This window comes from Flavobacterium qiangtangense (genome assembly GCF_042658345.1).
In the GTDB taxonomy this organism is placed as follows: domain Bacteria; phylum Bacteroidota; class Bacteroidia; order Flavobacteriales; family Flavobacteriaceae; genus Flavobacterium; species Flavobacterium qiangtangense.
The window spans coordinates 213,914-240,852 of record NZ_JBHSQB010000007.1; the positions used below are offsets into that span (position 1 = coordinate 213,914).

The 26,939-nt window shown below is 35.5% G+C and carries 24 protein-coding genes, 1 tRNA gene and 1 pseudogene; 12 read left to right on the forward strand and 14 right to left on the reverse strand.

All coding sequences use genetic code 11. The features are described from left to right. Window positions 1-23: 23 nt before the first annotated feature. Entirely contained in the window at window positions 24-1,721 is a 1,698-nt protein-coding gene (locus ACFPVY_RS08790; protein WP_379791608.1) for a M23 family metallopeptidase, read from the reverse strand. Window positions 1,722-1,908: 187 nt separating this feature from the next. Here ACFPVY_RS08790 and ACFPVY_RS08795 point away from each other — a divergent pair, with 187 nt between their 5' ends. The 3 genes from ACFPVY_RS08795 to rny all read left to right on the forward strand — a co-directional run bounded on the left by ACFPVY_RS08795 (window position 1,909) and on the right by rny (window position 4,295). After that, complete coding sequence (locus ACFPVY_RS08795; protein WP_379791610.1) at window positions 1,909-2,199, forward strand: hypothetical protein; 291 nt, start codon at window positions 1,909-1,911, stop codon at window positions 2,197-2,199. Window positions 2,200-2,204: 5 nt separating this feature from the next. Beyond that, window positions 2,205-2,498 (forward strand): cell division protein ZapA, encoded by a 294-nt coding sequence (locus tag ACFPVY_RS08800; RefSeq protein ID WP_379791611.1) that lies wholly within the window; start codon window positions 2,205-2,207, stop codon window positions 2,496-2,498. Between the two features lie 210 nt (window positions 2,499-2,708). Next, window positions 2,709-4,295 (forward strand): ribonuclease Y, encoded by a 1,587-nt coding sequence (rny, locus tag ACFPVY_RS08810; protein ID WP_379791612.1) that lies wholly within the window; start codon window positions 2,709-2,711, stop codon window positions 4,293-4,295. 77 nt (window positions 4,296-4,372) lie between these two features. On the opposite strand, the gene ACFPVY_RS08815 is transcribed toward rny, so the two are convergent. The 3 genes from ACFPVY_RS08815 to xerD all read right to left on the reverse strand — a co-directional run bounded on the left by ACFPVY_RS08815 (window position 4,373) and on the right by xerD (window position 7,277). Then, entirely contained in the window at window positions 4,373-4,771 is a 399-nt protein-coding gene (locus ACFPVY_RS08815; RefSeq protein ID WP_379791613.1) for a response regulator, read from the reverse strand. Beyond that, window positions 4,758-6,281 carry a PAS domain-containing sensor histidine kinase gene (locus ACFPVY_RS08820; RefSeq protein ID WP_379791614.1) on the reverse strand — a complete coding sequence of 508 codons (1,524 nt, stop codon included), beginning with the start codon at window positions 6,279-6,281 and terminating at the stop codon, window positions 4,758-4,760. The genes ACFPVY_RS08815 and ACFPVY_RS08820 overlap by 14 nt, the downstream gene beginning before the upstream one ends. 96 nt (window positions 6,282-6,377) lie before the next feature. Further along, window positions 6,378-7,277, reverse strand: a complete 900-nt coding sequence (xerD, locus tag ACFPVY_RS08825; protein ID WP_379791615.1) for a site-specific tyrosine recombinase XerD — start codon at window positions 7,275-7,277, stop codon at window positions 6,378-6,380. 79 nt (window positions 7,278-7,356) lie between these two features. Between xerD and ACFPVY_RS08830 the strand changes: the two genes are divergently transcribed. After that, a complete protein-coding gene (locus tag ACFPVY_RS08830) occupies window positions 7,357-7,983 on the forward strand; it encodes a porin family protein (RefSeq protein ID WP_379791616.1) in 627 nt (208 codons plus the stop codon). Window positions 7,984-8,194: 211 nt separating this feature from the next. After that, window positions 8,195-8,824, forward strand: coding sequence for a porin family protein (locus ACFPVY_RS08835; RefSeq protein WP_379791618.1), 630 nt, complete (start codon window positions 8,195-8,197; stop codon window positions 8,822-8,824). Between the two features lie 73 nt (window positions 8,825-8,897). Here ACFPVY_RS08835 and ACFPVY_RS08840 read toward each other — a convergent pair whose 3' ends face one another. Beyond that, entirely contained in the window at window positions 8,898-9,425 is a 528-nt protein-coding gene (locus ACFPVY_RS08840; protein WP_379791619.1) for a hypothetical protein, read from the reverse strand. Window positions 9,426-9,701: 276 nt separating this feature from the next. Here ACFPVY_RS08840 and ACFPVY_RS08845 point away from each other — a divergent pair, with 276 nt between their 5' ends. From ACFPVY_RS08845 to ACFPVY_RS08855, 3 genes are all read left to right on the forward strand, one after another. After that, window positions 9,702-10,262 carry a porin family protein gene (locus ACFPVY_RS08845; protein ID WP_379791620.1) on the forward strand — a complete coding sequence of 187 codons (561 nt, stop codon included), beginning with the start codon at window positions 9,702-9,704 and terminating at the stop codon, window positions 10,260-10,262. 108 nt (window positions 10,263-10,370) lie between these two features. Further along, complete coding sequence (gene aroQ, locus ACFPVY_RS08850; RefSeq protein WP_379791621.1) at window positions 10,371-10,790, forward strand: type II 3-dehydroquinate dehydratase; 420 nt, start codon at window positions 10,371-10,373, stop codon at window positions 10,788-10,790. A gap of 69 nt (window positions 10,791-10,859) precedes the next feature. After that, window positions 10,860-13,331, forward strand: a complete 2,472-nt coding sequence (locus ACFPVY_RS08855; protein ID WP_379791622.1) for a DUF5686 and carboxypeptidase regulatory-like domain-containing protein — start codon at window positions 10,860-10,862, stop codon at window positions 13,329-13,331. 313 nt (window positions 13,332-13,644) lie between these two features. On the opposite strand, the gene murA is transcribed toward ACFPVY_RS08855, so the two are convergent. From murA to ACFPVY_RS08870, 3 genes are all read right to left on the reverse strand, one after another. Continuing rightward, window positions 13,645-14,952 carry a UDP-N-acetylglucosamine 1-carboxyvinyltransferase gene (gene murA / locus ACFPVY_RS08860; RefSeq protein WP_379791623.1) on the reverse strand — a complete coding sequence of 436 codons (1,308 nt, stop codon included), beginning with the start codon at window positions 14,950-14,952 and terminating at the stop codon, window positions 13,645-13,647. 89 nt (window positions 14,953-15,041) lie between these two features. Continuing rightward, window positions 15,042-15,737, reverse strand: a complete 696-nt coding sequence (locus ACFPVY_RS08865) for a DUF4290 domain-containing protein (protein ID WP_379791624.1) — start codon at window positions 15,735-15,737, stop codon at window positions 15,042-15,044. Window positions 15,738-15,752: 15 nt separating this feature from the next. After that, window positions 15,753-16,037: a DUF493 family protein gene (locus ACFPVY_RS08870; RefSeq protein WP_379791625.1), complete on the reverse strand. Its 285-nt coding sequence runs from the start codon at window positions 16,035-16,037 to the stop codon at window positions 15,753-15,755. A 222-nt stretch (window positions 16,038-16,259) separates the two neighbouring features. On the opposite strand from ACFPVY_RS08870, the gene ACFPVY_RS08875 reads away from it, so the two are divergent. Continuing rightward, entirely contained in the window at window positions 16,260-16,667 is a 408-nt protein-coding gene (locus ACFPVY_RS08875; protein WP_379792005.1) for a TPM domain-containing protein, read from the forward strand. Between the two features lie 225 nt (window positions 16,668-16,892). On the opposite strand, the gene ACFPVY_RS08880 is transcribed toward ACFPVY_RS08875, so the two are convergent. Then, window positions 16,893-16,966: transfer RNA gene (locus tag ACFPVY_RS08880), tRNA-Met, on the reverse strand. Between the two features lie 149 nt (window positions 16,967-17,115). On the opposite strand from ACFPVY_RS08880, the gene ACFPVY_RS08885 reads away from it, so the two are divergent. Beyond that, window positions 17,116-17,508, forward strand: coding sequence for an START-like domain-containing protein (locus ACFPVY_RS08885; protein WP_379791626.1), 393 nt, complete (start codon window positions 17,116-17,118; stop codon window positions 17,506-17,508). 56 nt (window positions 17,509-17,564) lie between these two features. Beyond that, on the forward strand, window positions 17,565-18,401 hold the full coding sequence (locus ACFPVY_RS08890) for an aminotransferase class IV (protein ID WP_379791627.1): 837 nt from the start codon (window positions 17,565-17,567) through the stop codon (window positions 18,399-18,401). Here ACFPVY_RS08890 and ACFPVY_RS08895 read toward each other — a convergent pair. The 5 genes from ACFPVY_RS08895 to ACFPVY_RS08915 form a co-directional block, all read right to left on the reverse strand. Continuing rightward, window positions 18,398-18,958, reverse strand: a complete 561-nt coding sequence (locus ACFPVY_RS08895; RefSeq protein WP_379791628.1) for a YqgE/AlgH family protein — start codon at window positions 18,956-18,958, stop codon at window positions 18,398-18,400. The two genes, ACFPVY_RS08890 and ACFPVY_RS08895, sit on opposite strands and share 4 nt — an antisense overlap. A 121-nt stretch (window positions 18,959-19,079) precedes the next feature. Next, complete coding sequence (locus ACFPVY_RS08900) at window positions 19,080-19,358, reverse strand: HU family DNA-binding protein (protein ID WP_379791629.1); 279 nt, start codon at window positions 19,356-19,358, stop codon at window positions 19,080-19,082. Window positions 19,359-19,535: 177 nt separating this feature from the next. After that, window positions 19,536-20,483: a methionyl-tRNA formyltransferase gene (fmt, locus tag ACFPVY_RS08905; protein WP_379791630.1), complete on the reverse strand. Its 948-nt coding sequence runs from the start codon at window positions 20,481-20,483 to the stop codon at window positions 19,536-19,538. Continuing rightward, window positions 20,484-22,376 (reverse strand): RecQ family ATP-dependent DNA helicase, encoded by a 1,893-nt coding sequence (locus ACFPVY_RS08910; RefSeq protein WP_379791631.1) that lies wholly within the window; start codon window positions 22,374-22,376, stop codon window positions 20,484-20,486. 4 nt (window positions 22,377-22,380) lie between these two features. Beyond that, window positions 22,381-22,920 carry an AAA family ATPase gene (locus tag ACFPVY_RS08915; protein ID WP_379791632.1) on the reverse strand — a complete coding sequence of 180 codons (540 nt, stop codon included), beginning with the start codon at window positions 22,918-22,920 and terminating at the stop codon, window positions 22,381-22,383. Window positions 22,921-23,853: 933 nt separating this feature from the next. Here ACFPVY_RS08915 and ACFPVY_RS08920 point away from each other — a divergent pair. Beyond that, window positions 23,854-26,811 (forward strand): annotated as a pseudogene (locus ACFPVY_RS08920) (reprolysin-like metallopeptidase); the annotation flags it as partial. Between the last annotated feature and the right edge of the window lie 128 nt (window positions 26,812-26,939).

Consider the following 26,939-nt stretch of genomic DNA (forward strand, 5'->3'; position numbering starts at 1 on the left):
TTTTGTTTTCAAATGTGTACGCTTTATTGTTGTTTACTTCTAAAAAAATGCGATTCAAAGGTAGCAGAATTTCCCGTATTATCAGTCACGACGACCTTTAAATCATTTCGTCCGTCGTCTGCAATATCGTCTGAAAAATCATAAGAAAGTTTTTTTGTTTTGTAATCGTACTCAAACAATATCCACTTTCCGTTCAAATATCCGTTATATTCTGCAATTCCAGACAGATTATCTGAAATATAAATTTCTAATTTTTGCTGTTTGCTAATCCATTTTCCTTCTACAAAATTGGCATCGCTGATTCTTGGCGCCGTAGTATCTTTGGCTAAAATAAAAGCGCCAAGATCTTTTGTATAAGTCGTAAAAACAGTTCCTTTTCGATAGGTTTTATTATACCCAAGACGTTTTCCTTCACGCGACGCGATGAATGTTTTGGCCCTGTCTGCTTCGGTTAAAGTCGTATCTTCAAACGTAATCGTGATATTATTGTGAACGGGAATCGATTCGTTGTGCAATAAAAGTACAGAATCTTTTACGTCAAAATCTAAATAAAAATCATCATAAAAAGTTCCTGCCGGAATAAAAACCGTCACGTTATCTTTGGCATAACTATGATCTTTTCTCGCTTTCAAGAAATAACTAGAACGTTTTTCATCCTTAAAAGTTGTCGTGGGAAGATTTGAATATTGAATTGGAATATTAATCACGCTTTTGTTTTTGTGATAATCGGATACTTCAATCTGCAGATTTTGGTACAAATTCGGCTTTACTTCGATCATTCCATAGGTATTATTGGACGTAATTATGCTCAGCAAATAAGGTTCTTCCATAAAAAGTTGTTGCACGCGCTGACCCGTTCTTTTAAAACGCGTATAATCAATTAAAGCGTTGATATATCTGCTTTCGTCGAATGCAAAAGTGTCGAATTTATATCCAAAGAAAGGCTTTCCGTTGCAAACCGCTTGCACTTGAAACACGCCATTTTTATTATACGATTTATCAAAAAGATCATACGTGTTCACTCCGAAGCCAATTTTTCCGTTGGCAATAATTTTTTCGCTGATATAACTTCCGTCTTTTTGCTGTGAAAGACTTACTTCAAGAGGTTTTTGGGACTGATTTACGCTAGAACTATCGCCAATTGGATAAACAACCAAATTATTGATCACGGGAGATCTTGTGTCAGAAATCATTTTATCAAAACCAAAAAGCATCGGGTTAATCGTTTTTTCCGTTTTAGAATCTCTCACTTCAAAATGCAAATGAGGTCCGCCAGAACCACCAGAATTTCCAGAAAATGCAATGATATCGCCTTTTTTTACGATTATTTCGCCCTCGCCCGGCGTCATTTCTACCTCAAAAGCTTTTTGGGCATATTGATTTTTCTTGATGTAAGCTTCGATAACCGGCGACGCCTTTGAAAGATGTCCGTAAACTGTCGTAAATCCGTTGGGATGCGTTATATAAACTGCTTTCCCATAACCCCAAGTTGAGATTTTTATTCGGGATATATATCCGTCGGCCGACGCATAAACGTTGAGTCCTTCTTTTTGCTGGGTTTTAAAATCTAATCCGGAGTGAAAATGATTTCCTCGAAGTTCACCAAAAGTTCCTGACAGAAAAAGAGGAACGTCAAGCGGTGAACGGAAGTAATCTTGAGGGTAATTATTCTGTCCAAAAACGGACATTGAAAGCAATAAAAATAACAGGCTGTTTCGCATAGTAAAGGTTTTTGCTAATATAAAAAAAATAGCAGTAATTTTTAATAGAATTTGAAAATCTTATAACACGCTATTTTACAAATTATTACAACAAAAGGTTCGTTTTATTTGAAAATTTAAGGAATTTTATTGCAATAATAAATTGAGAATTGTAGCTTTGTAAATTATGTAATGAATTTTGATTCAAATGAGTGAAATTGCGCAAATCATTGATACTCTTGAAAGCAAGCTCGAAAAATTATTAGCGAAGATTGATGGTTTGGAAAAAACCTCGAGAGCATTGCAACAAGAATTAAATCAAGCCGCAATGGTGATGCAAAAGCAGTCAACAGAAATTGAGACGCTGAAAGCACAACATGATTCACTTAAAATTGCAAATTCATTATTGGGCAGTGAAGAAAATAAAAGAGATACAAAGCTTAAGATAAATTCATTAATCCGTGAAATCGATTACTGTATAGCACAGCTTTCAGATTAGCAACTATGGACGACAAGCTACGAATTAAAATATCAATCGCCGACCGAGTTTATCCTTTGACAGTAGATATGTCTCAGGAAGAAGGACTACGAAGCGCTTCGAAAAAAATTGATATTATGATTAAGCAGTTTGAAGAAAATTATGCGGTTCGGGACAAACAAGACGTTTTAGCCATGTGCGCATTGCAATTTGCATCGCAGTTAGAGCAAAAGCAGATTGATTCTTCGACAGACAATGTGGAAGCTAATGAAAGATTGAAAAAGATTAATGACTTGATTGCAAGCTATCTAGATAAATAAAAAACGTTCTTTAACATAGACTAAAATACTGCCTACATTAGTTCATATTTGGTAAACTCAACACTAACAATTTAGAATGAGCAAATCATCGCTACTATAGCAAGCCTTTTAAGTAAGGAAGCTTGAACAGCGAGTTAGCTCAAAACTTGTCTTAACGAGTTTATACAATCACCTAATGTAGGCTTTTTTTATATATAAATTTCAACAAACATGGACAGTACATTAATTATAATCATTTCAGGAATCGTGGGCCTTGCGGGCGGTTTCATCATCGCAAAAATGCTAGAAAAGAGCAACGTCTCTAATCTGATAAAGAATGCGAAAAAAGAAGCAACTTCAATCTTAAAAGATGCGAAAGCCGAAGCTGAAACTACAAAACAGACAAAAATTCTTCAGGCGAAAGAAAAATTTATCGAATTGAAAGCAGAACACGAACAAGTGATCCTTTCAAGAGATAAAGCGATCATAGAAAAAGAAAAAAAGACAGCTGAATCAGAAAAAAGAGCTAGAGATAAAGAATCTCAAGTTTCAAACGAATTGGCAAAAGCTAAAAAAACTACAGACGAATTTGAAACTAAAATCAGCGATTATAATGCAAGAATCGAGGTTTTAGATAAAAAACAAGCTGAAATTGACAGACTTCACAAAAGCCAAGTGGAGCAATTGGAAGTAATTTCTGGATTGTCTGCCGAAGAAGCTAAAGAACAGTTAGTAGAAAGTTTGAAAGCGGAAGCTAAAAGCGGTGCAATGTCTTATATTCAAGATACGCTTGAGGAAGCAAAACTTACTGCACAACAGGAAGCTAAAAAAATCATCATCAACACCATTCAAAGAGTTGGAACGGAAGAAGCTGTGGAAAACTGCGTTTCTGTTTTCAACATTGAATCTGACGATGTAAAAGGTAGAATTATTGGTCGTGAAGGTAGAAATATCCGTGCATTAGAAGCGGCAACTGGTGTTGAAATCATCGTTGATGATACTCCAGAAGCGATTATACTTTCTTGTTTTGATCCTGTTCGTAGAGAAATTGCGCGTTTGGCTTTGCACAAATTGGTTACTGACGGACGTATTCACCCGGCAAGAATTGAGGAAGTTGTGGCAAAAACAGCTAAACAAATCGACGATGAAATCATTGAAGTTGGAAAAAGAACTGTTATCGATTTAGGAATCCACGGTTTACACCCAGAATTAATTAAAGTTGTGGGAAGAATGAAATACCGTTCTTCTTATGGACAAAACTTATTGCAACACTCGCGTGAGGTTTCTAAGCTTTGCGGAATTATGGCTGCAGAACTAGGCTTGAACGTAAAACTAGCAAAAAGAGCTGGTTTGCTTCACGATATTGGTAAGGTGCCAGATACAGAAAGTGATTTGCCACACGCATTATTAGGTATGCAATGGGCTGAAAAATATGGTGAGAAAGAAGAAGTTTGTAACGCTATTGGAGCTCACCACGACGAGATTGAAATGAAATCATTGCTTTCTCCAATTGTTCAGGTTTGTGATGCAATTTCTGGAGCGAGACCTGGCGCAAGAAGACAAGTTTTAGATTCTTACATCCAAAGATTGAAAGATCTTGAAGATATTGCTTACGGATTCCAAGGTGTGAAAAGTGCTTATGCAATTCAAGCTGGTAGAGAACTTCGTGTGATTGTGGAAAGTGAAAAAGTTTCTGACGATAACGCTTCAAGTTTATCTTTTGATATTTCTCAAAAAATCCAAACGGAAATGACTTATCCTGGTCAAGTAAAAATTACAGTAATTAGAGAAACGAGAGCGGTAAATATCGCTAAATAATCTCCAATTGATTCCATAAAAAAAGCTCCTCATTAAATTTGAGGAGCTTTTTTATTTTATAGAGATTCTATTCGATTTTAGTTCAAAAATATCTTGCAAATATCTTCCAAACATACTGGTTTCAAGAAATAATCTTTCACTTCATTCGGAAATTCTTTCGCTCTATCCAAGTCAAATGGGCTGTTTGAAGAACTGATCATATAAATAACCGTTTCCTTATTCAGCGTTCCTTTTATCTTTTTATATTCTTCGAGAAATTGCCAACCATCCATAATTGGCATGTTGATATCTAACAGAATCAAATCTGGAAGACCGCTTTCATTATTAGAATTTTCCTTCAGTCCATTGATGGCTTCCTGCCCGTTTTCAAAAAAACGAGAATTCACTTCGATGTTATTTTTTTTCAGTAAATTTTTAAGTATAAAATGATAAATTTTATCATCGTCAACTACATAAACATCATTAAACTTTTTCATTAAAATATATTTTAAATGCTGTACCTACTCCAACTTCGCTTTCCACTTCAATTTTTCCGCCCATCGCTTCAATTTGGTTTTTTGTAATAAAAAGACCAATTCCTCGCGCATCTGGATGATGGTGAAATGTTTGATACATTCCAAAAAGCGACTCTTTATTTTTATTCAAATCAATCCCAACGCCGTTGTCAGAAATCGTCAAAATTTTTCTTCTTTCGATAGATTCTAATGAAAATTTAACTTCCAATTTTCTATTAGGATCTGAATATTTAATTGCATTTGTGGTAAGATTCAAAAGAATGCTTTCCAAATATGCCGGATTATAATCTATAAAAACATCCTTCGGAATTTCATTAATGATTTTTACACCATTACTATTTATTTTCTCGCTCAAGACATTTAATGTTCGTTGAAAAAACTCATCTAAATTCAAGCTTTCTCTGGTAATTTTAATCTCCGTATGAATGCTCACCAAATCATTCAAATGGTTTATTGTTTGCGTCAAATCGTTTGAAATTGTTCTCAAATGAACCAGCGCTTCTTCTCTTTCTTCAGTATCATCAATATCATCAACTAAATCCAGCAACATCGATAAATTGCCGGCGTGCGAACGAAGATTATGCGAAACAATATGTGCAAAATTCAGTAGTCTACTGTTCTGTTCACCAACAATATCAAGCGTTCGTTGCAACTCAACTTCTTTTTCTTTTTGCGAAGAAATGTCGGTGTGCGTGCCAATTAATTTTATAGGATTTCCTTTTTTATCGGTTTCAATTACTTTTCCGCGATCTAAAATCCATTTATAAATTCCGTTTTTTCCTTGAACTCTGTGCGAGTTTTCATAGAAAGAAGTTTCTCCTTTTAAATGCAGTTCAATATCATTTAGATATTTTTCAACATCTTCTGGATGCACTTTTGAGATACATTTTTCAAAAGAATCTACGGAATCGTCAAAATCTAAGTCAAGAATTTTCAACGATTGTGGTGAATAGAAAACAGAATTATCATTTAAATTCCATTCCCAAACACCTCCTAAAGAAGCTTCAAGTGCCGATTCAAAACGTCTTTCAGATAAAATCAATTTCAATTCTTGCTCTTTATTGGCCGTTACATCTGCAATTCTTCCGTAGAAAACAACGCTTCCGTCTTCGTGGGCTTCTGGTTTTGCAGAACCTCTGAGCCAGCGAATTCCTTTATTTGGAAGATGTACTCTATATTCGTGGTTCCAACGTTCAAGATTTTCTTTAGATTTCAAGACTGATTTTAAGAAACCAGGAACATCTTCTTTTAAAATCCTGTCAGTGATGACAACTCCAATGTTTTTTTCTAATTGCTCACGACTGAAGCCGTAAATTTCCATAGCAGAATGACTTACAAAAGGCATCGTGTATGAATTGTCTTTCTCAATTTTAAACTGAAAAATCAAATCTGGAATTTCTTTCAGAAGTTTTTCATAAAATTGGTTCAGAGCTTCAGATTCATAAGAATTTGAGCTATTATCAAAAAGCATTAAAGGTTTATTTTTGGTTTGGTAGCACAAAAGTAGAGAGGTAATCTTACGTGACAATAGCTTTTTTTACAAAAAAAACTTAAAATCGTTGAATGGTTACTTTCTTGGGTGAAATGCGTTGATGACTTGAGTTAAATGCCTTCTATCGAGGTGGACATAAATTTCTGTGGTGGTAATCGACTCGTGACCAAGCATCAATTGTATCGAACGAAGGTCTGCGCCGTTTTCTAACAAATGTGTAGCAAATGAATGTCTAAAAGTATGCGGACTGATGCTTTTATTGAGATTTATTTTTACCGCCAAATCTTTTATAATCGTAAAAATCATTGCACGCGTCAGTTGTTTTCCGCGTCTGTTTAAGAACAAAGTGTCTTCGTGGCCTTTTTGAATCGAAAGCTTCGAGCGATCTGTAGATTTATAAATGTCTATATATTTTTGGGTCAAATTTCCAATCGGAACAAATCGCTGTTTGTCACCTTTTCCGCTGACTTTAATAAACCCTTCTTCAAAAAACAAGTCGGAAATCTTAAGCGAAATTAATTCTGAAACCCGAAGTCCACAACCATAAAGTGTCTCTAAAATAGCACGATTTCTCTCGCCTTCGTTCGAAGAAAGATCCACGGCGTCAATCAAACTGTCAATCTCATCGGTTGATAACGTATCCGGAAGCTTCCTCCCTATTTTTGGAATTTCAATTAATTCCATCGGATTATCAGTTCTATAATCTTCAAAAATTAAATACAAGAAAAAACTACGCAACCCAGAAATAACGCGCGCCTGCGAACTTGGATTCACCGATTTTGAAGTTTCATAAATAAACTGCTGCACGATTTCCTCAGTAATATTTATGGGATTATACGAAAGATTGTTCGTTGCCAAATATTCAATTAATTTTTCAATATCAAAGGTATAATTGGCAATCGTGTTTTTTGACAGACCGCGCTCGATCGTCATATACGACTGAAAACTTTTTATGTATGTGGACCAATTTGACATCTATCAAAGTTATGTTAAAAATTCCGGCAAGCCCTTTTAAATGAGGTAACTTAATATTACCAAACAAAAATAACTAATTATGAAGTTTTTCAAAACTATTTGCCTCACACTTGTGCTTTCTTCGGCGACATTATATTGTCAGGAGGAAAAATCATCTGACAGCACCGAAGTTGTCATTACAAAATTGGGCATCGGGGTCAAAGCCGGATTCAATTTTGCCACGGTTTCTAAAGGAGATTTGCAAAAAGCGCCCGATGCCAGAACAAGTATATATATAGGAGTACATTATGAAATTCCGATAATTGAAGATGTTTTTTCAGTACAACCCGAATTGATTTACTCTCAGCAGGGTTTTGAGAAACGATACGAAACAGAAGAAGGCCGAAAAAAATCGATTTATAAACTTGATTACGTCAGCGTTCCAATTATTGCGAGATATTATGTAGTCAGAGGTTTTTCCTTAGAAGCTGGACCACAAATCAGTTATAAGGTTTCTGATAAATTTGAACGCGATGTTTCCGATACCGAAGCGGTTACTTTAAACGATGCAAATGACTTAGATTTTGGCATAATTGCGGGTCTAACTTTTCAATTTGAAAGCGGTTTTTTTGTAAACGGAAGGTACAATCGCAGTTTTTCTGAAATAATTGAAGATACAAAGTCAAAAAATACGGTCATTCAAATGGGAGTTGGTTATAAATTTTAACTTTTTATATTTTCAAGACACATTTTTCTTGAATTTCGAAAGTATGCGTGCATATATATTTATACTATTACCAAAAAAGATTATACCATAACCATATTTTTTATATAATTAGCAATTAAATAGTTAATACTTTGTGAATTAAGAAAATTTTAGATTTTTGAGGCTGTTTCTCCTACTAATTTTGAAATACAAACCCTTAAAAATTATAATTATGAAACTATTAAAACAGATTACAGCAGGCACAATGATGTTGGTAGCAATTTCAGCAAGTGCACAAGAAGCAGACAACACAAGATCAATGTCACCAAGCTTTGGTGTAAAAGGTGGTGTTAACTTTGCAACAGTAAACGGTGATGGCTTTGACAGTCCAGATTCAAGAACAAGCTTCCACGTGGGTGCTTTAGCAGAATTTCCTTTAGCAGAAATGTTTTCTGTGCAGGTTGAGGCATTATATTCTGGTCAAGGATTTGAGTATAACTACAATCTTCCAATCGTTGGATCTCAAACAGTAGAATACCAACTAGATTACATCAACGTACCAGTTCTTGCGAAAGTTTATTTATTTAAAGGATTCAGTCTTGAAGCAGGTCCGCAATTTAGTTTCTTGGTAAATGAAGAAATTGATTCAGCACCAAATGACAACGAAGGTGACACAAATACTGACAACGCTAAAGATTTTGAATTTGGTTTTGCAGGTGGTGTAACTTTTCAAACTGATATGGGATTGTTTGCAACTGCAAGATATAACCAAGGTGTTACTGAAATCTTTGAAGACAGAGAAAATGCTGACAACAAAGCTTCAAACTCTGTGTTTCAAATCGGTATCGGTTTTAAATTCTAAAAAACTAAAATATCCAAAAACAGAAAAAGCCTCTCAAATTGAGAGGCTTTTTTTATTTGAACTCTAAGAAAGATTAGAAATGTAGCGCAAAACCAATCCTTACTTGGAAAACATCCTCATAAAAATCGTCATTTAAGCTTTTATTAAATCTTAATCCTGGCTCGATAGATACATTTGGACCTAAAAATATGGCGTAACCACCTTGGATTCCTAAGTAAGATGGATTTTCATCGGCGTCTTTGTAAGAAGCTCCTGAATAATCAACTTGCACTGGAATTTGGCTTAAGATGTAATATTTTGCTCCAACTTTGTAAGAGAAAGCAGTCATATCATCACCCATGTCATTATAACCAAGACCCGCTTTGATAGCTAAATCATCCATTATAAAGTAACCTCCTTCAGCTCCAATAGACCAAGCTGTTTCACCGTCAACAGAAGATAAACCAAATGCTGTATCTGCAGAATGTGCCGCTCCAAATCCAGTATTCGCTTCAATTAACCATTTCCCTTTTGCAGTTTGACCTCCGTTATCGGTTTTGTCCTGTGCATTTGCAAATCCAAAAGCAAAAACTGCTGATACTGATAAAATTAATTTTTTCATTTTGTTTGAGTTTGAAAATTATTAAACAAAGTTATTTGAAACTATATACGTGTTTTTTCTTACTAAAACGAGTTGTTAACAAAATTATTAACAAGTTTTCAACAATTATTAATTATAATACAACATTTAAGTTGCTAATTGTTAGTAATTTAAAAATCAAAATCAGATTACGAAAGTGGGCATTTTTAACTTTTTCTTAATTTTAAATGAGAATAGTATTGCTAAATTTGAATACAAATCTAATTTTCTTTAAACCACAATTTAAAAATGTCAACTATGAAAAAATTAATCTTGGCCGTATTATTTGTATTCGCGGCAATAACAAACTCGAACGCACAAGTTGTACAATTTGGAGTTAAAGGAGGAGTAAACTTCTCAAACTTTAGCGGAGGTCCAGATGGAATTGACTACAAAAACAAAACTGGTTTTCATGCTGGTGCTTTTGCAGAAATAAAATTGTTACCAAATTTCTCTTTACAACCAGAAGCATTATTCACGTCGCAAGGTGCAGAAGTCGAAGGTGTGGGAGATTTTGAGACAAGTTACATCTCGGTTCCAGTATTGGCAAAATTCTATTTGATTACAGATAGATTGAGTATTGAAGCCGGTCCACAATTTTCATTCCTGGTAGATGATTCGTTTGAGGCCTTTGATAGTGCTGTTGACGGCGACCCAGACACACAATCATTTGACTTTGCCGTTGCAGGTGGTTTGGGTCTAAAAATAGCAGGTGGACTTTCTGCTCACGCACGTTACACTATTGGTTTGACGGAAGCCTCTAAAGATGCTGAAGTTAAAAATGCTGTGTTCCAAGTTGGTTTAGGATACCAATTCTAAAAGAAAACAATTTATAGTTAAGCCGTTGTGTTCATTCGCAACGGCTTTTTTATTGGCCTACCATTTTATAAAGAAAGAAATTTACCTATTTTTACCAAAACATCAATCATGAAAGTCATCATTATCAACGGCCCCAACTTAAATCTTCTTGGCAAACGCGAACCCAAAATCTATGGTAGCCAGACTTTTGAAGAGTATTTTACGTCTTTGCAAATTGAGTTTCCTTTGGTAGAAATGCATTATTTTCAGAGTAATATCGAAGGTGAAATCATTGGAAAAATTCAAGAAACAGGTTTTGATTTTGACGGAATTATCTTAAATGCGGGCGCGTACACGCACACGTCCGTGGGAATTGGAGATGCCGTAAAAGCGGTAACAACTCCGGTGATTGAAGTTCATATCTCTAATACTTTTTCTCGAGAATCGTTCAGGCATCAGTCATTTATTTCTCCAAATGCAAAGGGAATCGTAATCGGTTTTGGGTTGGAAAGCTATAAATTGGCTTTAAAATCCTTGGCAGAAAAATAATTTTTTGGCCGATGCAACCATTTCGTAAAAATTTTCGTCTATTAAAGTAATTCAACATAAATCCTCCAAATGAAAAACCTTTACGCATTTTTATTACTTCTAATTTCAGTTTCGGGCGTTGCCCAAATCAAAGGAAAAATTACAGATTCAAGTGGAAACCCCCTTCCTGCCGTAAATATTTATATCGAAAACACGTACACAGGAACATCTTCAAACGAAAATGGATTCTACGAATTGAACATAAAATCTACCGGAAAGCACACCGTTGTTTTTCAATATTTAGGTTTCAAAACACAAAAATCGGCCGTCAATGTGGATAAATTTCCGTTTACATTGAACGCCACACTTGCCGAAGAAAATATTTCGGTGGCCGAAGTTGTCATCAGCACCCAAGAAAATCCGGCAAATGCGGTAATCAGAAGTGCCATTGCTTCCAAAAAGGAAAATTCAAAAATGACCGATAAATTCACCGCTGATTTTTACTCCAGAGGAATTTTTAGAATCAAAGACGCTCCGAAAAAAATCTTAGGCCAAAAAGTAGATGAAGATGGAATTTTAGATTCTACAGGAACCGGAATCATGTATCTTTCTGAAACCGTTTCCAAAATTACTTTTCAAAAACCAGACAAATTAAAGGAGCAAATCATTGCTTCAAAAATCAGCGGAAATGACAGCGGTTTCAGCTATAACACGGCGATGAACACGAATTATGACTTCTACGAAAATTATATCGATTTCAATATCAATATGATTTCCCCGATTGCTGACAATGCTTTCAATTATTACAAATACAAAATCGAAGGCACTTTTTTAGACGATAACAACAACACAATCAACAAGATAAAAGTAATTCCGCGTCGTGATAACGAACCCGTTTTTGAAGGTTACATTTATATTGTGGAAGATACTTGGGCGATTTATGCGGTCGATTTAGACATAAAAGGTTACAGAATGCAGGTTCCAATTTTGGAAACTATGAACTTGACGCAAAATTTTAGTTACAATTCAAATTCTAAGATTTGGTCAAAAAGCTTGCAGACTTTAGATTTTAAAGCTGGACTTTTCGGAATTGGTTTTACCGGAAAATTTACGCACGCTTTTAGCAATTATGAATTTAAGGAAGCTTTTGAAAAGAAAACGTTTACCAGAGAAATCGTGGCGATTGACAAGGAAGCCAACAAAAAAGACGATTCTTTCTGGAACGCTTTTCGCCCGGTTCCATTGACAGAAGAAGAATCAAAAGATTACATCAAAAAAGACAGCATCCAAACGATGAAAAAGTCGCAAACTTATTTGGATTCTACCGATAGAAAAAATAATAAATTCAAGATTTTTGACGTCATCAGCGGTTACAGTTACAGCAATTCATTTAAAAATTGGTCATTGAAATACGACGGAATTCTTCAATTTCCGGGTTACAATACGGTTCAGGGTTGGAGTTTGAACAGCGGTTTTTCTTTTACCAAAAGAAATCCTGACGACAGAACGTACACTTCATTTGGAACAAAATTAAATTATGGTTTTGCCGAAGACCGATTGCGAGCAATTGGTTATTTCACGACCCGTTTCAACAATCAAACGAACGCTATTTTTACGGCTTCCGCCGGAAGTGAAATTGTTCAGTTTAATCAAAATCCTGCAATTCCGGAAATTTTAAATATGGCAAGTACATTATTTTTTAAAGACAATTATGCCAAGTTATACGATAAGACTTTTGCAAGAGTTAATTACCAGCAAGAAGTTTCAAACGGATTGACTTTATTTGGAAATGCAGAATATTCCAGAAGAAAATCGCTTTCAAACAATACCGATTATGTCTTGATTAAAAATGACAAAGAATTCACGTCGAACAATCCGCTGTTTCCAGCATTAGATATCCCGATTTTTGAAACACACCGTTTGGCCAAAGCTTCGGTTACCGCACGATTTAATTTTGCACAGGAATACATCACTAGACCTGACGGAAAGCTTAATTTGGGCAATGATAAATACCCAACGCTTTTTTTAAGCTATGAAAAGGCTTTCGCCGGAAGCGAGAAAAACTTTGAGTACGACGCGATTTACGCAAAAATGACCTACGATTTGAAACTAGGAAACAAAGGCGAATTAGGAACCAATTTTAAAGCCGGAAAATTCTTTGGCGCAGACGGAATTTCGTTTGCAGACTACAAACATTTTAACGGAAACCAAACCCACGTGGGAATGGCTGAACGATATTTGAACGTCTTCAATTTGCTTCCGTATTACACCCGAAGCACGAATGATTCATATTTAGAATTGCACGCAGAATATAACGACAAGGGATTTATTATGAACAAAATTCCGTTATTGAGTTTATTGAAAACCAATTTGGTTTTGGGAGTTCATTCGCTTGGAGTTCCAGATACCAAGCCCTACACCGAGTATTCTGTTGGTTTGGATAACTTAGGTTTCGGGAAATTCAGGTTGCTTCGTTTGGATTATGTGCGCTCCTACAACGGAAGCGGATATGCCGGCGACGGAATTATTTTTGGATTGAAGTTTCTGAATGTTTTGAACTAAACACAGATTTACTTCGTCAGTTCGAACTTTGTTCTCGTGTCACAGATTTCACAGATTAAATTATAGAAATTTATTTTATAAAATCGTATAAAAAAAGGCGTTTCAATCGAAACGCCTTTTTTTAAATCTAAACTTACCCGCTTGGTGTCATAGTTTTTTTTTACTAATTATCGAGAAAAAGTAGTTGAATTTACCCAAACTTGTCATTCCGACGAAGGAGGAATCTCCGCAACTTTAGCTCCTAATGGAGATTCCTCCTTCGTCGGAATGACAAAAATCTCATATTTCCCAATTACACGAAACGGAATAAAACTTATTCTGTTTCAATCACAGCTCCAAGCGCTTTCAAGCGCTCTTCGATGTTTTCATAACCTCTGTGGATTTGTTCGATATTTTGGATTTTGCTCACTCCTTTTGCAGAAAGCGCCGCAATCAATAATGAAATTCCCGCACGAATATCTGGAGAAGACATTGTGGTTGCTTTCAATTGAGATTTGAAATCGTGACCAATAACAACCGCTCTGTGTGGATCGCAAAGAATAATTTTTGCACCCATATCAATCAATTTGTCCACGAAGAACAAACGACTTTCAAACATTTTTTGGTGAATCAAAACGCTTCCTCTCGCCTGTGTTGCCACAACCAAAACGATGCTCAACAAGTCAGGAGTGAATCCTGGCCAAGGCGCATCTGAAATGGTCAAAATTGATCCATCAATATAATTTTGGATTTCATAACCATCTGTGTGAGCCGGAATAAAAATATCATCGCCTCTTTTTTCTAACGTAATTCCTAGTTTTCTGAAAGTTCCCGGAATTACGCCAAGATTTTCCCAACTAACATTTTTGATCGTAATTTCACTGCGAGTCATTGCCGCCAATCCAATCCAAGAACCGATCTCGATCATATCTGGAAGAATCGTGTGCGTGCAACCACCAAGCGAAGCAACTCCTTCGATTTCTAATAAATTTGAACCTACACCGCTGATTTTTGCACCCATAGAATTCAGCATTTTACAAAGCTGTTGCAAGTAAGGTTCGCAAGCCGCGTTGTAAATTGAAGTTTTTCCTTCGGCTAAAACTGCCGCCATCACGATATTTGCAGTTCCGGTTACAGAAGCTTCGTCAAGCAACATCGCGGTTCCTTGCAATTTATCAGCTTCCACACCATAAAAATGGTCTTCTTTATTGTAACGGAAAGAAGCACCAAGACTGATGAATCCTTCAAAATGCGTATCTAATCTTCTTCTTCCAATTTTATCACCGCCTGGCTTTGGAATATATCCTTTTCCGAAACGAGCCAAAAGCGGACCAACAATCATAATAGAACCACGCAAAGAACTTCCTTCTTTTTTGAAAGCCTCTGATTCAAGATATGCCATATTTACTTCATCAGATTGGAAAGTGTAAGAACCTTTTCCAACTTTCTCGATTTTTACACCAAGATTTTTTAATAAAGTAATCAGTTTGTTCACGTCAATAATATCTGGAATATTATTAATCGTTACTTTTTCTGGAGTCAACAAAACAGCACACAAAATTTGCAATGCTTCGTTTTTCGCTCCTTGTGGCGTGATTTCTCCTTTTAACGGAACGCCACCTTCAATCTTGAAAGTTTCCATTTTCTTTAATTATAAGTTATGAATTATGAGTTATGAGTTGGTGTAGAGAATCTGAGAAACTCATAATTTATAACTCATAACTCATAACTTTAGGGTTTTCTGTTATTGTTTTTGTTCTGGTTGTTTGGCTTTTTCGGCATTATTTTTGGCTTGGCTGGCATTTGGCTTTTGTTTGAAAGCTTTTTATTGGTACGCATTAATTCTGTCGTGTTCAACAATTCTTCTGACGACGACTTCATATTGATTTTGCCTCCAGAAAGTTCGTATAAATGCTCAAAAATTACCTCGTCTTTCACGGTGTCTTTGTTCCAACTCAAGTAAGATTTTTTCATGTGATTTGCAATCACGATGATTAATGCGCTTTTAAGTTCGCCATCTTCCCATTTGTTTGCCACGTCAATCATATACTTGATATTATTGCCATAGAAACGGTATTTTGGGAAATTCTGCGGATAATTTAAACGCTCTGGTTTTTGCTGCAACATTTCTCTCGAAGGCACCGGATATGGAGAATCAACGTCTAATTTAAAATCAGACATAATGAAAATCTGATCCCAAAGTTTGTGCTGAAAATCAGGAACATCGCGCAAATGCGGATTCAAGCTTCCCATTACCGAAATGATGTATTTTGCGGCTTTATTACGCTCAACTCGGTCTTCAATTTCAGTTGCCTGATCGATCAATTTTTGCAAATGACGGCCATATTCTGGAATAATCAAATGCGGTCTTTCGGCATTGTACTCCAAATGATGAACGATGTCGTGTGGGTTTTCTTTTATATACATAAAATTTTGTGCTGCTTAAAGCGAGATAATTCCCGGTATTGTGGAAACTTCTAAATATTTATCGATGATGCTTTGCGAACTTTTCATTCTCACGTTTACTGAAATACTGGTAAACTTGGCATTCTTAGATTTTGTAGTCTTAATCACGGCTCCCATGTCATTGAAAGCGTTTTCAACTTTTTCGACGTTTCCATCTTCTGTTGGGACAATAAATTTAAAAAGATATTCTGCGGGCCAAACGTTTGCATTATCCAACTCCTCTTTTAGCCTTTCATAAAATTCTTGGGTCTTCTTATCCATCTTCAAAATTAAAATAAAAGCAAATATAGTGTATTGATTTTAGATTAAATAATTATGTAATTAATTTAATATGAAATGAGCAGTTCGATTTTTTGTAGATTAGCAAAAATATTATTTATGAGGATTTTAAAATTCATTTTATTGGCTATTTGATTTTCAATTTCAGCAAGTTCTTATTCTCAAAACAGCGTTGACTCAATTAATATCAAGAAAAAAGAATTTATTTTTCCAGCAGTAAACGATTTTGTTAATGACAACGAAAATATTTTTAAAAAGCATGAAAAATTAATACTAAACACGACACTTGAAAACTTTGAAAGAAGTTCTAATAACAAAATTATTATTGTCACGGTAGCTTCTATTCTTCCTTACGACGATATATTTAAGTATTCATTAGATATGGCTAATTTTCTAGTTTCTGAAAAACAATTGGGAACAAAAATTTTAATTGTTTTGAGTAAAAATTTGAGACAAATCCAGATTCAAAATTCTGATTCAATTGCAAATTTACTTACGGATGAGGAAACAAAAAATATTCTCGAAACTTTTATAATTCCAGAATTTAAAAAAGGCGATTACTTTAAAGGCTTGAAAAAAGGAATTTCGGAAATAAAAAAGGAGTTAAACTGAGTCATTTTACAACCAATCGCTTTTCACACAACGATTCCCAACCTTCCAAAAATTCTACACACTTTCTCAAATAGCCCCGATGCAAGGGAAAAGCTCCCGATTTTTCATCGGGACTTTGGAAAGGCAGCGGGAAATGCGATTGCTGAAACTTCACTATCGATTCGCTTCAAAATAAAAATAAAAAAAATCCCTAACTATTTCTAATTAGGGATTTTGCCTTTTTCGTAGCGAGGACGGGAGTTGAACCCGTGACCTCAGGGTTATGAATCCTGCGCTCTAACCAACTGAGCTACCTCGCCATTTTTTTGGTTATGTGCATCCTTGAATGCGGGTGCAAATATAAAACTAAATTCAGATGTTGCAAATATAATTGGCTAAAAAAAAATATTTTTATTTTGTGGTTAATTTGATTTTATTCTATATATTTCCAAAAAAATAAACCTAGCTCATGGAAAATAAAATACGTTATGAATTAGAATTTCCTTTAAATTCATCGCCTCAATTGCTATATCAATATATTTCAACGCCTTCTGGATTATCTGAATGGTTTGCCGACAACGTAAATTCAAGAGGAGAATTCTTCACTTTTATCTGGAACGATAACGAGGAAAAAGCAAGATTGGCTTCAAAAAAAACTGGCGAGAAAGTAAAATTTCGTTGGGTTGAAGAAGATGGAAAAGATGGTGAATACTTTTTTGAGCTAAGAATTTTGGTTGACGAGATCACAAAAGACGTTTCTCTAATGGTTGTTGATTTCGCCGAAGAAGATGAAGTGGACGAATCAAAACAGCTTTGGGACAACCAAATTTCAGATTTAAAACACGTTATTGGTTCTGTTTAATAGATTTCAATTTATAAGACTTATATTTGCCCTGCATTAATTTCAGGGCTTTTTTTATGATTAATTTTAACGGAACAATTTCTTCAGAAGATAATTTATTGACCAATAATCGCGGATTGCTTTATGGCGATTCTGTTTTTGAAACTGTAAAAATTCTTGACGGAAAGATTCTTTTTGTTGAAGATCATTACTTTAGATTAATGGCTTCGATGCGAATTGTGCGAATGGAAATTCCGATGAACTTTACGATGGAATTTTTTGAGGAGCAGATTCTTTCTTTGGCCAAAGCTGAAAATTTAGAAAAATCTTCTCGTGCTCGCGTGACAATTTTCAGAAAAGAAGGCGGTTTGTATCTTCCAAAGGATAGAAATGTCTCATTTTTAATTTCAGTTTCTGAGCTTGAAAATGCAGTTTATAGCATCGAAAAAGAGAATTATGAAGTGGAATTGTACAAAGACTTTATTGTAACAAAACATCTGCTTTCCACAATTAAATCGTCAAATCGATTGATAAACGTGACCGGAAGCATTTTTGCAGATGAAAACGGCTATGATAATTGCTTGCTGATCAACGACGATAAAAATGTGATTGAAGCTTTAAACGGAAATCTTTTTATGTTGATGGGAAACAAATTAATCACGCCACCAATTTCTGAAGGATGTTTAAACGGAGTTATGCGCAAGCAGGTTTTGGCTCTTGCCAGAAAAATTGAAACTTTGGAAGTTGTGGAAGAACCAATTTCACCATTTGACCTTCAAAAGGCTGATGAACTGTTTGTTACGAACGTAATTAAAGGAATTCAACCGATTACAAAATACCGCAAGAAGGAATATGAAACTAAAGTTTCAAAAGATTTATTGCTCCGATTGAATGCTCAAATCAGATTTAATTAGTTTAAAATCGGATTTTCTGGAGCGTTTGACCAGATGACATAATCGCCACCAAGTTCTAAGATTTTTTCCTTCCAGAAATGTGTGGCAGATTTTCCGATGATTTTATTCTCGTAAACATTTGGGGAAATAATCCACGAATTAGCCTCCATTTCTTTTTCTAACTGGTGCGCGTCCCAACCTGTATAACCTAAGAAAAATCGAATATTGGTCTTCTTAATCTTTCCTTCGTTAATAAGTTCTTTTGTGGACTCAAAATCTCCTCCCCAATAAATTCCGTTTGAGATTTCAATACTGTTTGGAATCAGATTTGGAATATTGTGAATAAAATAAAGATTATCTTGTTCCACGGGACCACCGTTATAAATCTTAAATCTTGCTTCAATTTCAGGAATCAAGTCCTGAATGGTATATTCCAAAGGTTTGTTCAGAATAAAACCAACTGACCCTTCATCATTATGATCGGCAAGCAAAACAACTGAGCGATTGAATGATAGGTCTCCGATAATGGAAGGTTCTGCGATGAGCAACACTCCTTTTTTGAGTTTTTCTGAAATCATTTGGCTACAATTTTTATTAAATTTAACAATAAATATTTTTTATTCCAAATAATTTCGATGTAATGCATAAAAAAAGCCTCTCAAATTGAAAGGCTTTAATTTATTTTTTATCAGGATGAAACTATTTTGAGTTTACTGAACCTTCTAATTCTGCACCAGCTTTGAATTTTACTACATTTTTAGCAGCAATGCTGATAGTTTTTCCAGTTTGTGGGTTTCTTCCTTCTCTTGCAGCTCTTCCAGAAACTGACCAAGATCCGAATCCTACTAAAGATACTCTTCCACCTTTTTTTAATGTACCACCTACGTTAGATAAAAAAGACTCTAAAGCCAATTTTGCAGCAGCTTTTGAAATTCCAGCGTCAGCTGCGATAGCATCGATTAATTCTGATTTGTTCATAATATTAGTATTAATTGTTGGTTAAACATTCTATTGTTATAACAAATTTAGCAGGATTTCCTTACCGTGCAAGACTTTGAATCGGATTTTAGCACATTTGTTGATAACTTAAGCGTTTTGTTAATAAAACCGACTTGTTTTTAATAAAATCACTGTCAAATCACTGTTTATGCGGTCTTAGAAAGCTTTCGCTTCTTCACTCAAACTAATACCGTTCAAAAGCTCGGCAATCTTCAAATTTTTTTTCCCAGGAAATTGCAATTGTACTATTTCGATATAGCCGTCTTTTGTAGCAATTTTCATTTCTTTTTTGGTCGTAATTATTTTCCCAATTGCTTCTGAATGATCTTTTGGAGAAAATCTCGCTTCATAAATCTTCACGTTCCATTCTTGTTCTTTGTCTTTGAAAAATGTCCACGCCGATGGATAAGGCGAAAGCCCGCGAATCAAATCATGAATTTCTTTGCCAGATTTATTCCAGTCGATTTTACAATTGTCTTTATTTAATTTGTAAGCCGTTTTTATATCGTCAGAATCCACTTGTGTTTTTGGTTGCGCTTTTCCTTCTTCTATCAAATTTAAAGTTTCAACAACAGCCTCACTTCCTAAATTCATTAAAGTATCGTGTAAAACGCCAGCATTTTCTTCCGAAGAAATGGCAACTTTTTTGCTTAAAATCGTTGCTCCTGTATCAATTTTATCGTCTATAAAAAAAGTGGTCACGCCCGTTTTCGTTTCTCCGTTGATAATCGCCCAGTTGATCGGTGCCGCGCCACGGTAATTTGGCAACAGTGAAGCGTGAAGATTAAAAGTCCCAAATTTTGGCATTTCCCAAACTGCTTTTGGCAACATTCTGAAAGCCACAACCACCTGAAGATTAGCATTCAAACTTTTTAATTCTGCTAAAAAAGTTTCATCTTTTAAATTTGTCGGTTGCAATAATCTCAAATTATTTTCCAATGCATATTCTTTCACGGCAGAATATTTAATTTTCTGTCCGCGTCCGGCTGGTTTATCGGCTGCGGTGATAACTCCCACAACTTCAAAATTATTTTTGACAATGGTATCCAAAATGCCCACGGCAAATTCTGGCGTTCCCATAAAAACGATGCGTAACTTTTCCATTTATTTCAAGGTATATTTATTGTTTGGCAAAATCTCAATCTTATTTATCTCAAGCAATTGTTGCAATGCAAAGATAATCGCCTCATCTGAAAATTTCGAATACATTTGGATTTCTCTCGAGCTCATCGGACTTGTTTTCAGCAAATCCACTATTTTTTCTGCGGTTGAAGAAACTTTACTTTCTGTTCTGTTCAAAGTGATACAATACGAACAAATACCGCAGTTTTTGCTTTCTTTTTCTCCAAAATAATCTAAAAGCTGACGACTTTTACACGATTTGTCATTCACCACATAATCCAAAACCGATTTCAACTGCGCTTTTTTCAAGTCATTCTGATTCTCCAGATATTTTGAAACCCGATTTATCGTTCGATCATCTTCGCGAACTTCGTTAAAAGTAATCGTCGAATCATTGCTTTTTGCGTGATAATCGATAATTTGTCTTTCCTGTAATTTATTTAAAACTGCTACAACTTGATTTTCTGCAGACTTGGATTTTTTAGCGATAAGCGAAATATTGATCGCCGTAATTATTTCGTAAATCCCTGGATAGGTTCGAAGCATCGCCAAAATAATCTCCTCATCTTGCGGATTCAGGCTCATGTAGCGCATGACTTCTTTTGATTCAATGACAAATTGAACCGTCACTTTTTCTGTAAATTCTTGCGACAGCGAAATGATTCCTTGTCGGTCTAAGAATTGCAAACCGTTATAAGTTTTTAAAATCGGGAAATTATATTGCACGCAGAATTGATTGATATTGAACGAAAATTGCTCGTCAATCCCTTCGCCATAAGCAATTTGGAAAAAATTACACAGCTTCACGTACATCTCCTTCAAAAATTTGCTATCCGGAAGATTATTCAAAATCTGGCTTTCAGAAGATTGCACATCAGACGGGCTGTTCAGCAAAACGGCAAAAGCTTTCTCGCCATTTCTTCCGCCTCGGCCAGCTTCTTGGTAATAATTTTCAAGATTTTCGGGCAATTGAATATGGACAACGGTTTTCACGTTCGCCTTGTCAATTCCCATCCCAAAAGCGTTTGTAGCCACAATTGCTTGAACTTCTTCGTTCTTCCAAAGCTTCATATTTTTATCTTTTTCTTTGGCATGCAGGCCTCCATGATAAAAAGTGGATTTGATTCCAAGGTAATTTAATTGAGAAGAAACGTCAAGGCAGGCTTTTCGATTTCGCACATATATTATGGAAGGCTGTGGATTTTTCTTCAAAATTTGTTCCAAACGATATAATTTGTCTTCCACATTAAAAACCATATAAGCCAAATTTTTTCTGGCAAAAGATTTCTGAAAAACCGCTGGATTTTCTAATTTCAACTGCGAAATAACATCTGTTTTTACGCGGTCGGTTGCGGTTGCGGTCAACGCCAAAAACGGAATTTTAGGAAAATGTTCTTTTAAAGAAGCTATTTTTAAATACGCCGGACGAAAATCGTGTCCCCATTGAGAGACGCAATGCGCTTCATCAATAGCAATTAAATTTATCGGAAGTGCTTTGATTCGGTCTAAAATCCAATCAGCTTGAAGACGTTCTGGAGAAAGGTATAAAAATTTGTAATTCCCAAATTGGCAATTGTCTAAAAGGTCGCTGATTTCATCCGAAGAAATTCCTCCGGTCAGCGCGATTGCTTTGATATTTAGCTTCTGGAGATTGGCGACTTGGTCTTTCATCAACGCAATCAAGGGCGAAATCACAAGACAGATTCCGTCTTGCATCATGGCCGGAATTTGGAAACAGATGGATTTTCCTCCTCCTGTTGGCATCAAGGCAAACGTATCCTTTCCGTCTAAAACCGAAGCAATGATTTCGGCTTGAGGCGTTCTGAATGTGTCGTATTTCCAGTATTTTTGAAGAATCGAAAGCGCTTCTTGCATAGTTCTAGTTCGAAAGATGTCCCAATATAAAAAGAATTCTGTTATCGACAGTATCTTTTGGGACTTCAATCAAGTTATAACCATAACTTTCGTAGGTTTCTTTAAGGTGTTTGTAAATCAAAGTAGCCTGTTCGTAGTTTTCGTATCGGGCGTCATCACTTTCGTAAATTGCTTCCCACGGTGGTAAAATAAAGATTTTTGTGTATTTATGTTCACGGCATGCTTCGTCAAAAAAAGCAGGATAAGCGTCGCCGATATAATGCATGTAAGCCAAAACGTCTGGAATGCCGCGGTCGATGAAAACGACTTCACATTCTTCTTGTAACGCTTGCTTGTGTTGTTTTTTTCTTCCTTCAAGAAGCAACTCGCTGAATAACAGCGGATTTTCAAGAAACAATTGTTCGATTCCTTCTTTTTTTGCTTCGAGTGTAATTTCTCGTGAAATTTCGGGATAACAACAATGTCCGCGTTCAAGCAAACCGTCAATGATTGTGGTTTTTCCAGTTCCGGGCCCGCCGATGATGACAATGATTTCTTTCTGCACTTTTAAAAAATAAGGGGCAAATTTACTTAAAGATTTTTAGATACTAAAGGGAAATTTTATTTTTTAAAAAGCTGTTTTTCACGCCTCGTTTTCACGCAATGGTCGTGAAGTTTCCAAAAATTCGAAAACCTTTCTCAAATAGCCCTGATGGTGGCGACTATCCTTTTTTTCTCTTTTTTGAAAAAAAGATAGTGCCATCCAGCAGGAATTGCGCTTGCTGAAAATGACTGATGATTCGCTTCAAAAAAATTTTGGAAATGTATTGAAAAAATAAAGTTCAGCTCTTAAATTATCATAATTAAAAATTATTTTACAATATTTTAACATTATTAAAAACTTTTTTTCTACGTTTGTAGTCCCAAATCTAATATTAAACTATGAACAAAACTACCCCATTAGTATTGTTGTACCTCGCCCTTGTTGGTATAACTGAAGTCTGCAAAAGTCTTTTGCAAGAACCTCAACTTTTTTTTAAAAGAGATTTAGACTCATCTCTAATTTATATCTTAAAATAATTTCTTCTCATAACCGGCAAATTTGGAATTACGAATGTATAAATCCTGATAGAGGATGCATCATTTTATTCCGCTATTTGATGTTTATGGTTGTCTTACTCAAAAAAATTTATCCCCAAAATTTTTTAATCACATGAAAAAAAATCTACTAATTACATTTTTTTTGGCGTTCGTTTTTTCACAAAGTCTCTTTTCTCAATCTTCAAATTTTTGGAAAGTAAAAGGTGAAAACAACCCACAATTGGTTCAAAACAGAAAAAATAAGGTCAGGAAATTTAAATCGCTCGAACTGGATTTTAACTTATTGAAACAAAAACTTCAAGGAGCAACTTCGAGAGAAACCTCAAATCTGGTTCAGACAGTTCTGTTGCAATTTCCTTTGGAAAACGGAAGTTTTGAGGAATTTGAAATTGAAAAGATGAATGTTTTTCATCCAGAATTGCAAGCGAAATTTCCTGAAATCCAATCATTTTATGGAACTAGCAAGCAAAATTCTCTAAATAAAATTTATATCAGTATTTCTCCTGAGGGATTTACTGGCTTGATTACTGGACATAAAACTATTTATATCGATCCTGTTTCGAAAGGAAATACGACTCAATATATTGTTTATGATCGAACGGACTGCCAAAGAAGTTCGTCTGACGATTTTGTTTGTCATGCAGAAGATGAAGAATTTGAAAATGTATCTAAATCGTTTAACAACAATGAAATAAATAATACAACTGACGGAAAAATAAGAACTTACACGATTGCAATTGCTTGTACATCTGAATATTCTGCGTATTATGGAAATACAATTTCACAGGTTTTAATTGCCATGAACAACACAATTACCCGCGTTAATAGTATTTATTTGAGAGATTTGGCGGTAAAATTTCAAATTACAGCAAATAACGACCGTTTGATTTATATTAATGGAACTAATATAAATGGAAATACCGATCCTTATGATAATTATGATGGGTCGCAAATGTTGGACATCAATACTGCAAATATATCAGGAATAATTGGCGTAAATAATTATAACATTGGGCACGTTTTCAGTACTGGTGGCGGTGGAATTGCAGGCACTTCGCCTTGTAGTTCTGTTTCAAAAGGCAATGGTGTTACCGGAATTGTTACGCCACAATTTGATCCGTTTGATATCGATTATGTTTGTCACGAAATTGGGCATCAATTTGGGGCTGGTCATACTTACTATAACGCTTGTTTTGGTTCAAAAGTTAATGATGATTACGAACCTGGAAGTGCTTCTACCATTATGGGATATGCGGGTATTTGTGCGCCAAATGTTCAATCAAACAGCGATGCCTATTTTCATGCTCGAAGTTTAGCGCAGATGACTGCCCAAATTGCAATGCACACTTGCGAAAGTGAAGTTTCAAATACAAATGCCGAGCCGGTTGCTAATGCTGGATCTGCCTATACGATCCCCAAAAGCACGCCTTTCATTTTGAATGGCTCTGGAAGTTCTGATCCCAATCCTGCAGATGTATTGACTTATTGCTGGGAGCAATATAATAATGACGGGGCTTATACGCAACCTCCGTTGGCCACAAACGTTGGAGGTCCGATTTTTCGATCATTGACACCAACTATTGATGCTTTTCGTGTTTTTCCTAATCTTAATTCGATTATTAATAACGAAACTCCAACTTGGGAAGTTTTGCCGTCTGTGGCCCGAACTTTAAATTTCAGATTGACGGTTAGAGACAACAACACAACTGCACCACAGACAAATAGTGCAAATGTTGTAATAACTGTTGGAACTGCTGGGCCATTTGTTGTCACTTCGCCAAATACTTCTGTTGTTTGGTATGTAAACGAAACAAAAGCGGTGACTTGGAATGTCGCAAGTACAAATACAGCGACCTATTCACAAACTGTTAATATCAAAATGTCAACAGATGGCGGTTTAACGTATCCGACTGTACTTGCGACCGCAGTGGCAAATACTGGAACAGCTAATATCGTTGTTCCAAATTTAATTGGTAAAAATAACAGAATTAAGGTCGAGGCTGCTGCGAATATCTTTTTTGATATTTCAAATGCGAATTTTGAAATAAAATCGAATAAATATGATTTAACAATTGCACAGCCAACTGTTTCTGTTTGCAAACCGACGAATGCAGTGTACACTATCGCTTACGCGCCAGCGCCAGGTTTTTCAGAAACTGTTACATTTTCAACTTCTGGATTACCTTCGGGAGCGATTGCAACGTTTTCTCCTGCAACTAGAAATACTGCTGGAAATGTAACTTTAACCATTTCGGGACTTTCAACTGTACCAACCGGAAATTTCAATTTTGAAGTAAAAGGAACTTCAACTACTTCAAATATAGTAGCAAATGCTGTTTTAAAAACCTTCGACAATAATATTGAAACTGTATCACTGACATCTCCAACGAACGGAGCTCAAAACCAGCAAACTTCTGTTCTTCTTCAGTGGAATCCAATTTCTAGTGCTTCTTCATATATTGTAGAAATAGCGACAAATCCAACTTTTTCTTCAATAGTTGAAACTGCAACTGTAACAGAAAGTTCTTATCAAACAACTACTTTAGTTGCGGGAACAATCAACTATTGGAGGGTCAGACCGTTAAATTCTTGCGTTACCGGAGTGAATTCAGAAGTCTTTTCATTTCAAATTGCACAAGATACTTGCAAAACCTATTCAAATGTTTATTTTGACGGAAATGCAAACTGGGAAACCAATTCAACGAATGCAGTTATCGCCAAAATGAACGTTGTTGATGATATTGTAATCAGCAAAGTGACTTTCAAGTTAAAAGCAACTCATAGTTTGGCTACAGATTTAAAGATGCAATTTAGCAGTCCGACTGGACTTTTTATAGAAGTTTATAATCGTGATTGTTCTGGATCAAATTTTGACGTAACGTTTGATGACGCTGGAACTGATCTTGCCTGCGGAACAAATCCTGCATTAGGCGGAACGCAAAAAGCGAATCAACCTCTGACTCGATTTATAAATTCAAATGCACAGGGAATTTGGACTTTTCTAGCAACAGATCGTGTTGCAAATTCTTCTGGCGGAACACTAACTACATTTTCAATTACAATTTGCGGAAAATTACAAACCGTGAACGATTTGGCTATTGCAAAAAATACTTTAAAACTTTCACAAGGAAATTCTGCAACGGTCACTTCGATTTTATTAGCATCATCACAAGCAAATGCTACTACGGCGCAAATAAAATATACTATAACACAGCTTCCGCTTCACGGAACTTTAAAAAGAAATTCTGTTTTAATGAATGTGGGAAATACTTTTACCCAAGCTGACATCAATAGCAATCTTATAACTTACACGAACGACAATAGTTCAAATAATTCTGACAGCTTTAAATTTGCTTTAACCGGAAACAATGGCGCTTTTCTTGGCGGAGAAGTTTTTAATATTCAAGTATGCACGCCTCCAACGTTAGCAAATTTGCCAGATATCACTGGGCAATGCGATGTAACTTTGTTAGCGCCAACAGC

Bases quoted from the DNA above. Each gene is read 5' to 3' on its own strand.
- ACFPVY_RS08790 (WP_379791608.1), bottom strand. From the start codon at position 1,721: ATGCGAAACAGCCTGTTATTTTTATTGCTTTCAATGTCCGTTTTTGGA.
- ACFPVY_RS08795 (WP_379791610.1), top strand. From the start codon at position 1,909: ATGAGTGAAATTGCGCAAATCATTGATACTCTTGAAAGCAAGCTCGAA.
- ACFPVY_RS08800 (WP_379791611.1), top strand. From the start codon at position 2,205: ATGGACGACAAGCTACGAATTAAAATATCAATCGCCGACCGAGTTTAT.
- rny (WP_379791612.1), top strand. From the start codon at position 2,709: ATGGACAGTACATTAATTATAATCATTTCAGGAATCGTGGGCCTTGCG.
- ACFPVY_RS08815 (WP_379791613.1), bottom strand. From the start codon at position 4,771: ATGAAAAAGTTTAATGATGTTTATGTAGTTGACGATGATAAAATTTAT.
- ACFPVY_RS08820 (WP_379791614.1), bottom strand. From the start codon at position 6,281: ATGCTTTTTGATAATAGCTCAAATTCTTATGAATCTGAAGCTCTGAAC.
- xerD (WP_379791615.1), bottom strand. From the start codon at position 7,277: ATGTCAAATTGGTCCACATACATAAAAAGTTTTCAGTCGTATATGACG.
- ACFPVY_RS08830 (WP_379791616.1), top strand. From the start codon at position 7,357: ATGAAGTTTTTCAAAACTATTTGCCTCACACTTGTGCTTTCTTCGGCG.
- ACFPVY_RS08835 (WP_379791618.1), top strand. From the start codon at position 8,195: ATGAAACTATTAAAACAGATTACAGCAGGCACAATGATGTTGGTAGCA.
- ACFPVY_RS08840 (WP_379791619.1), bottom strand. From the start codon at position 9,425: ATGAAAAAATTAATTTTATCAGTATCAGCAGTTTTTGCTTTTGGATTT.
- ACFPVY_RS08845 (WP_379791620.1), top strand. From the start codon at position 9,702: ATGAAAAAATTAATCTTGGCCGTATTATTTGTATTCGCGGCAATAACA.
- aroQ (WP_379791621.1), top strand. From the start codon at position 10,371: ATGAAAGTCATCATTATCAACGGCCCCAACTTAAATCTTCTTGGCAAA.
- ACFPVY_RS08855 (WP_379791622.1), top strand. From the start codon at position 10,860: ATGAAAAACCTTTACGCATTTTTATTACTTCTAATTTCAGTTTCGGGC.
- murA (WP_379791623.1), bottom strand. From the start codon at position 14,952: ATGGAAACTTTCAAGATTGAAGGTGGCGTTCCGTTAAAAGGAGAAATC.
- ACFPVY_RS08865 (WP_379791624.1), bottom strand. From the start codon at position 15,737: ATGTATATAAAAGAAAACCCACACGACATCGTTCATCATTTGGAGTAC.
- ACFPVY_RS08870 (WP_379791625.1), bottom strand. From the start codon at position 16,037: ATGGATAAGAAGACCCAAGAATTTTATGAAAGGCTAAAAGAGGAGTTG.
- ACFPVY_RS08885 (WP_379791626.1), top strand. From the start codon at position 17,116: ATGGAAAATAAAATACGTTATGAATTAGAATTTCCTTTAAATTCATCG.
- ACFPVY_RS08890 (WP_379791627.1), top strand. From the start codon at position 17,565: ATGATTAATTTTAACGGAACAATTTCTTCAGAAGATAATTTATTGACC.
- ACFPVY_RS08895 (WP_379791628.1), bottom strand. From the start codon at position 18,958: ATGATTTCAGAAAAACTCAAAAAAGGAGTGTTGCTCATCGCAGAACCT.
- ACFPVY_RS08900 (WP_379791629.1), bottom strand. From the start codon at position 19,358: ATGAACAAATCAGAATTAATCGATGCTATCGCAGCTGACGCTGGAATT.
- fmt (WP_379791630.1), bottom strand. From the start codon at position 20,483: ATGGAAAAGTTACGCATCGTTTTTATGGGAACGCCAGAATTTGCCGTG.
- ACFPVY_RS08910 (WP_379791631.1), bottom strand. From the start codon at position 22,376: ATGCAAGAAGCGCTTTCGATTCTTCAAAAATACTGGAAATACGACACA.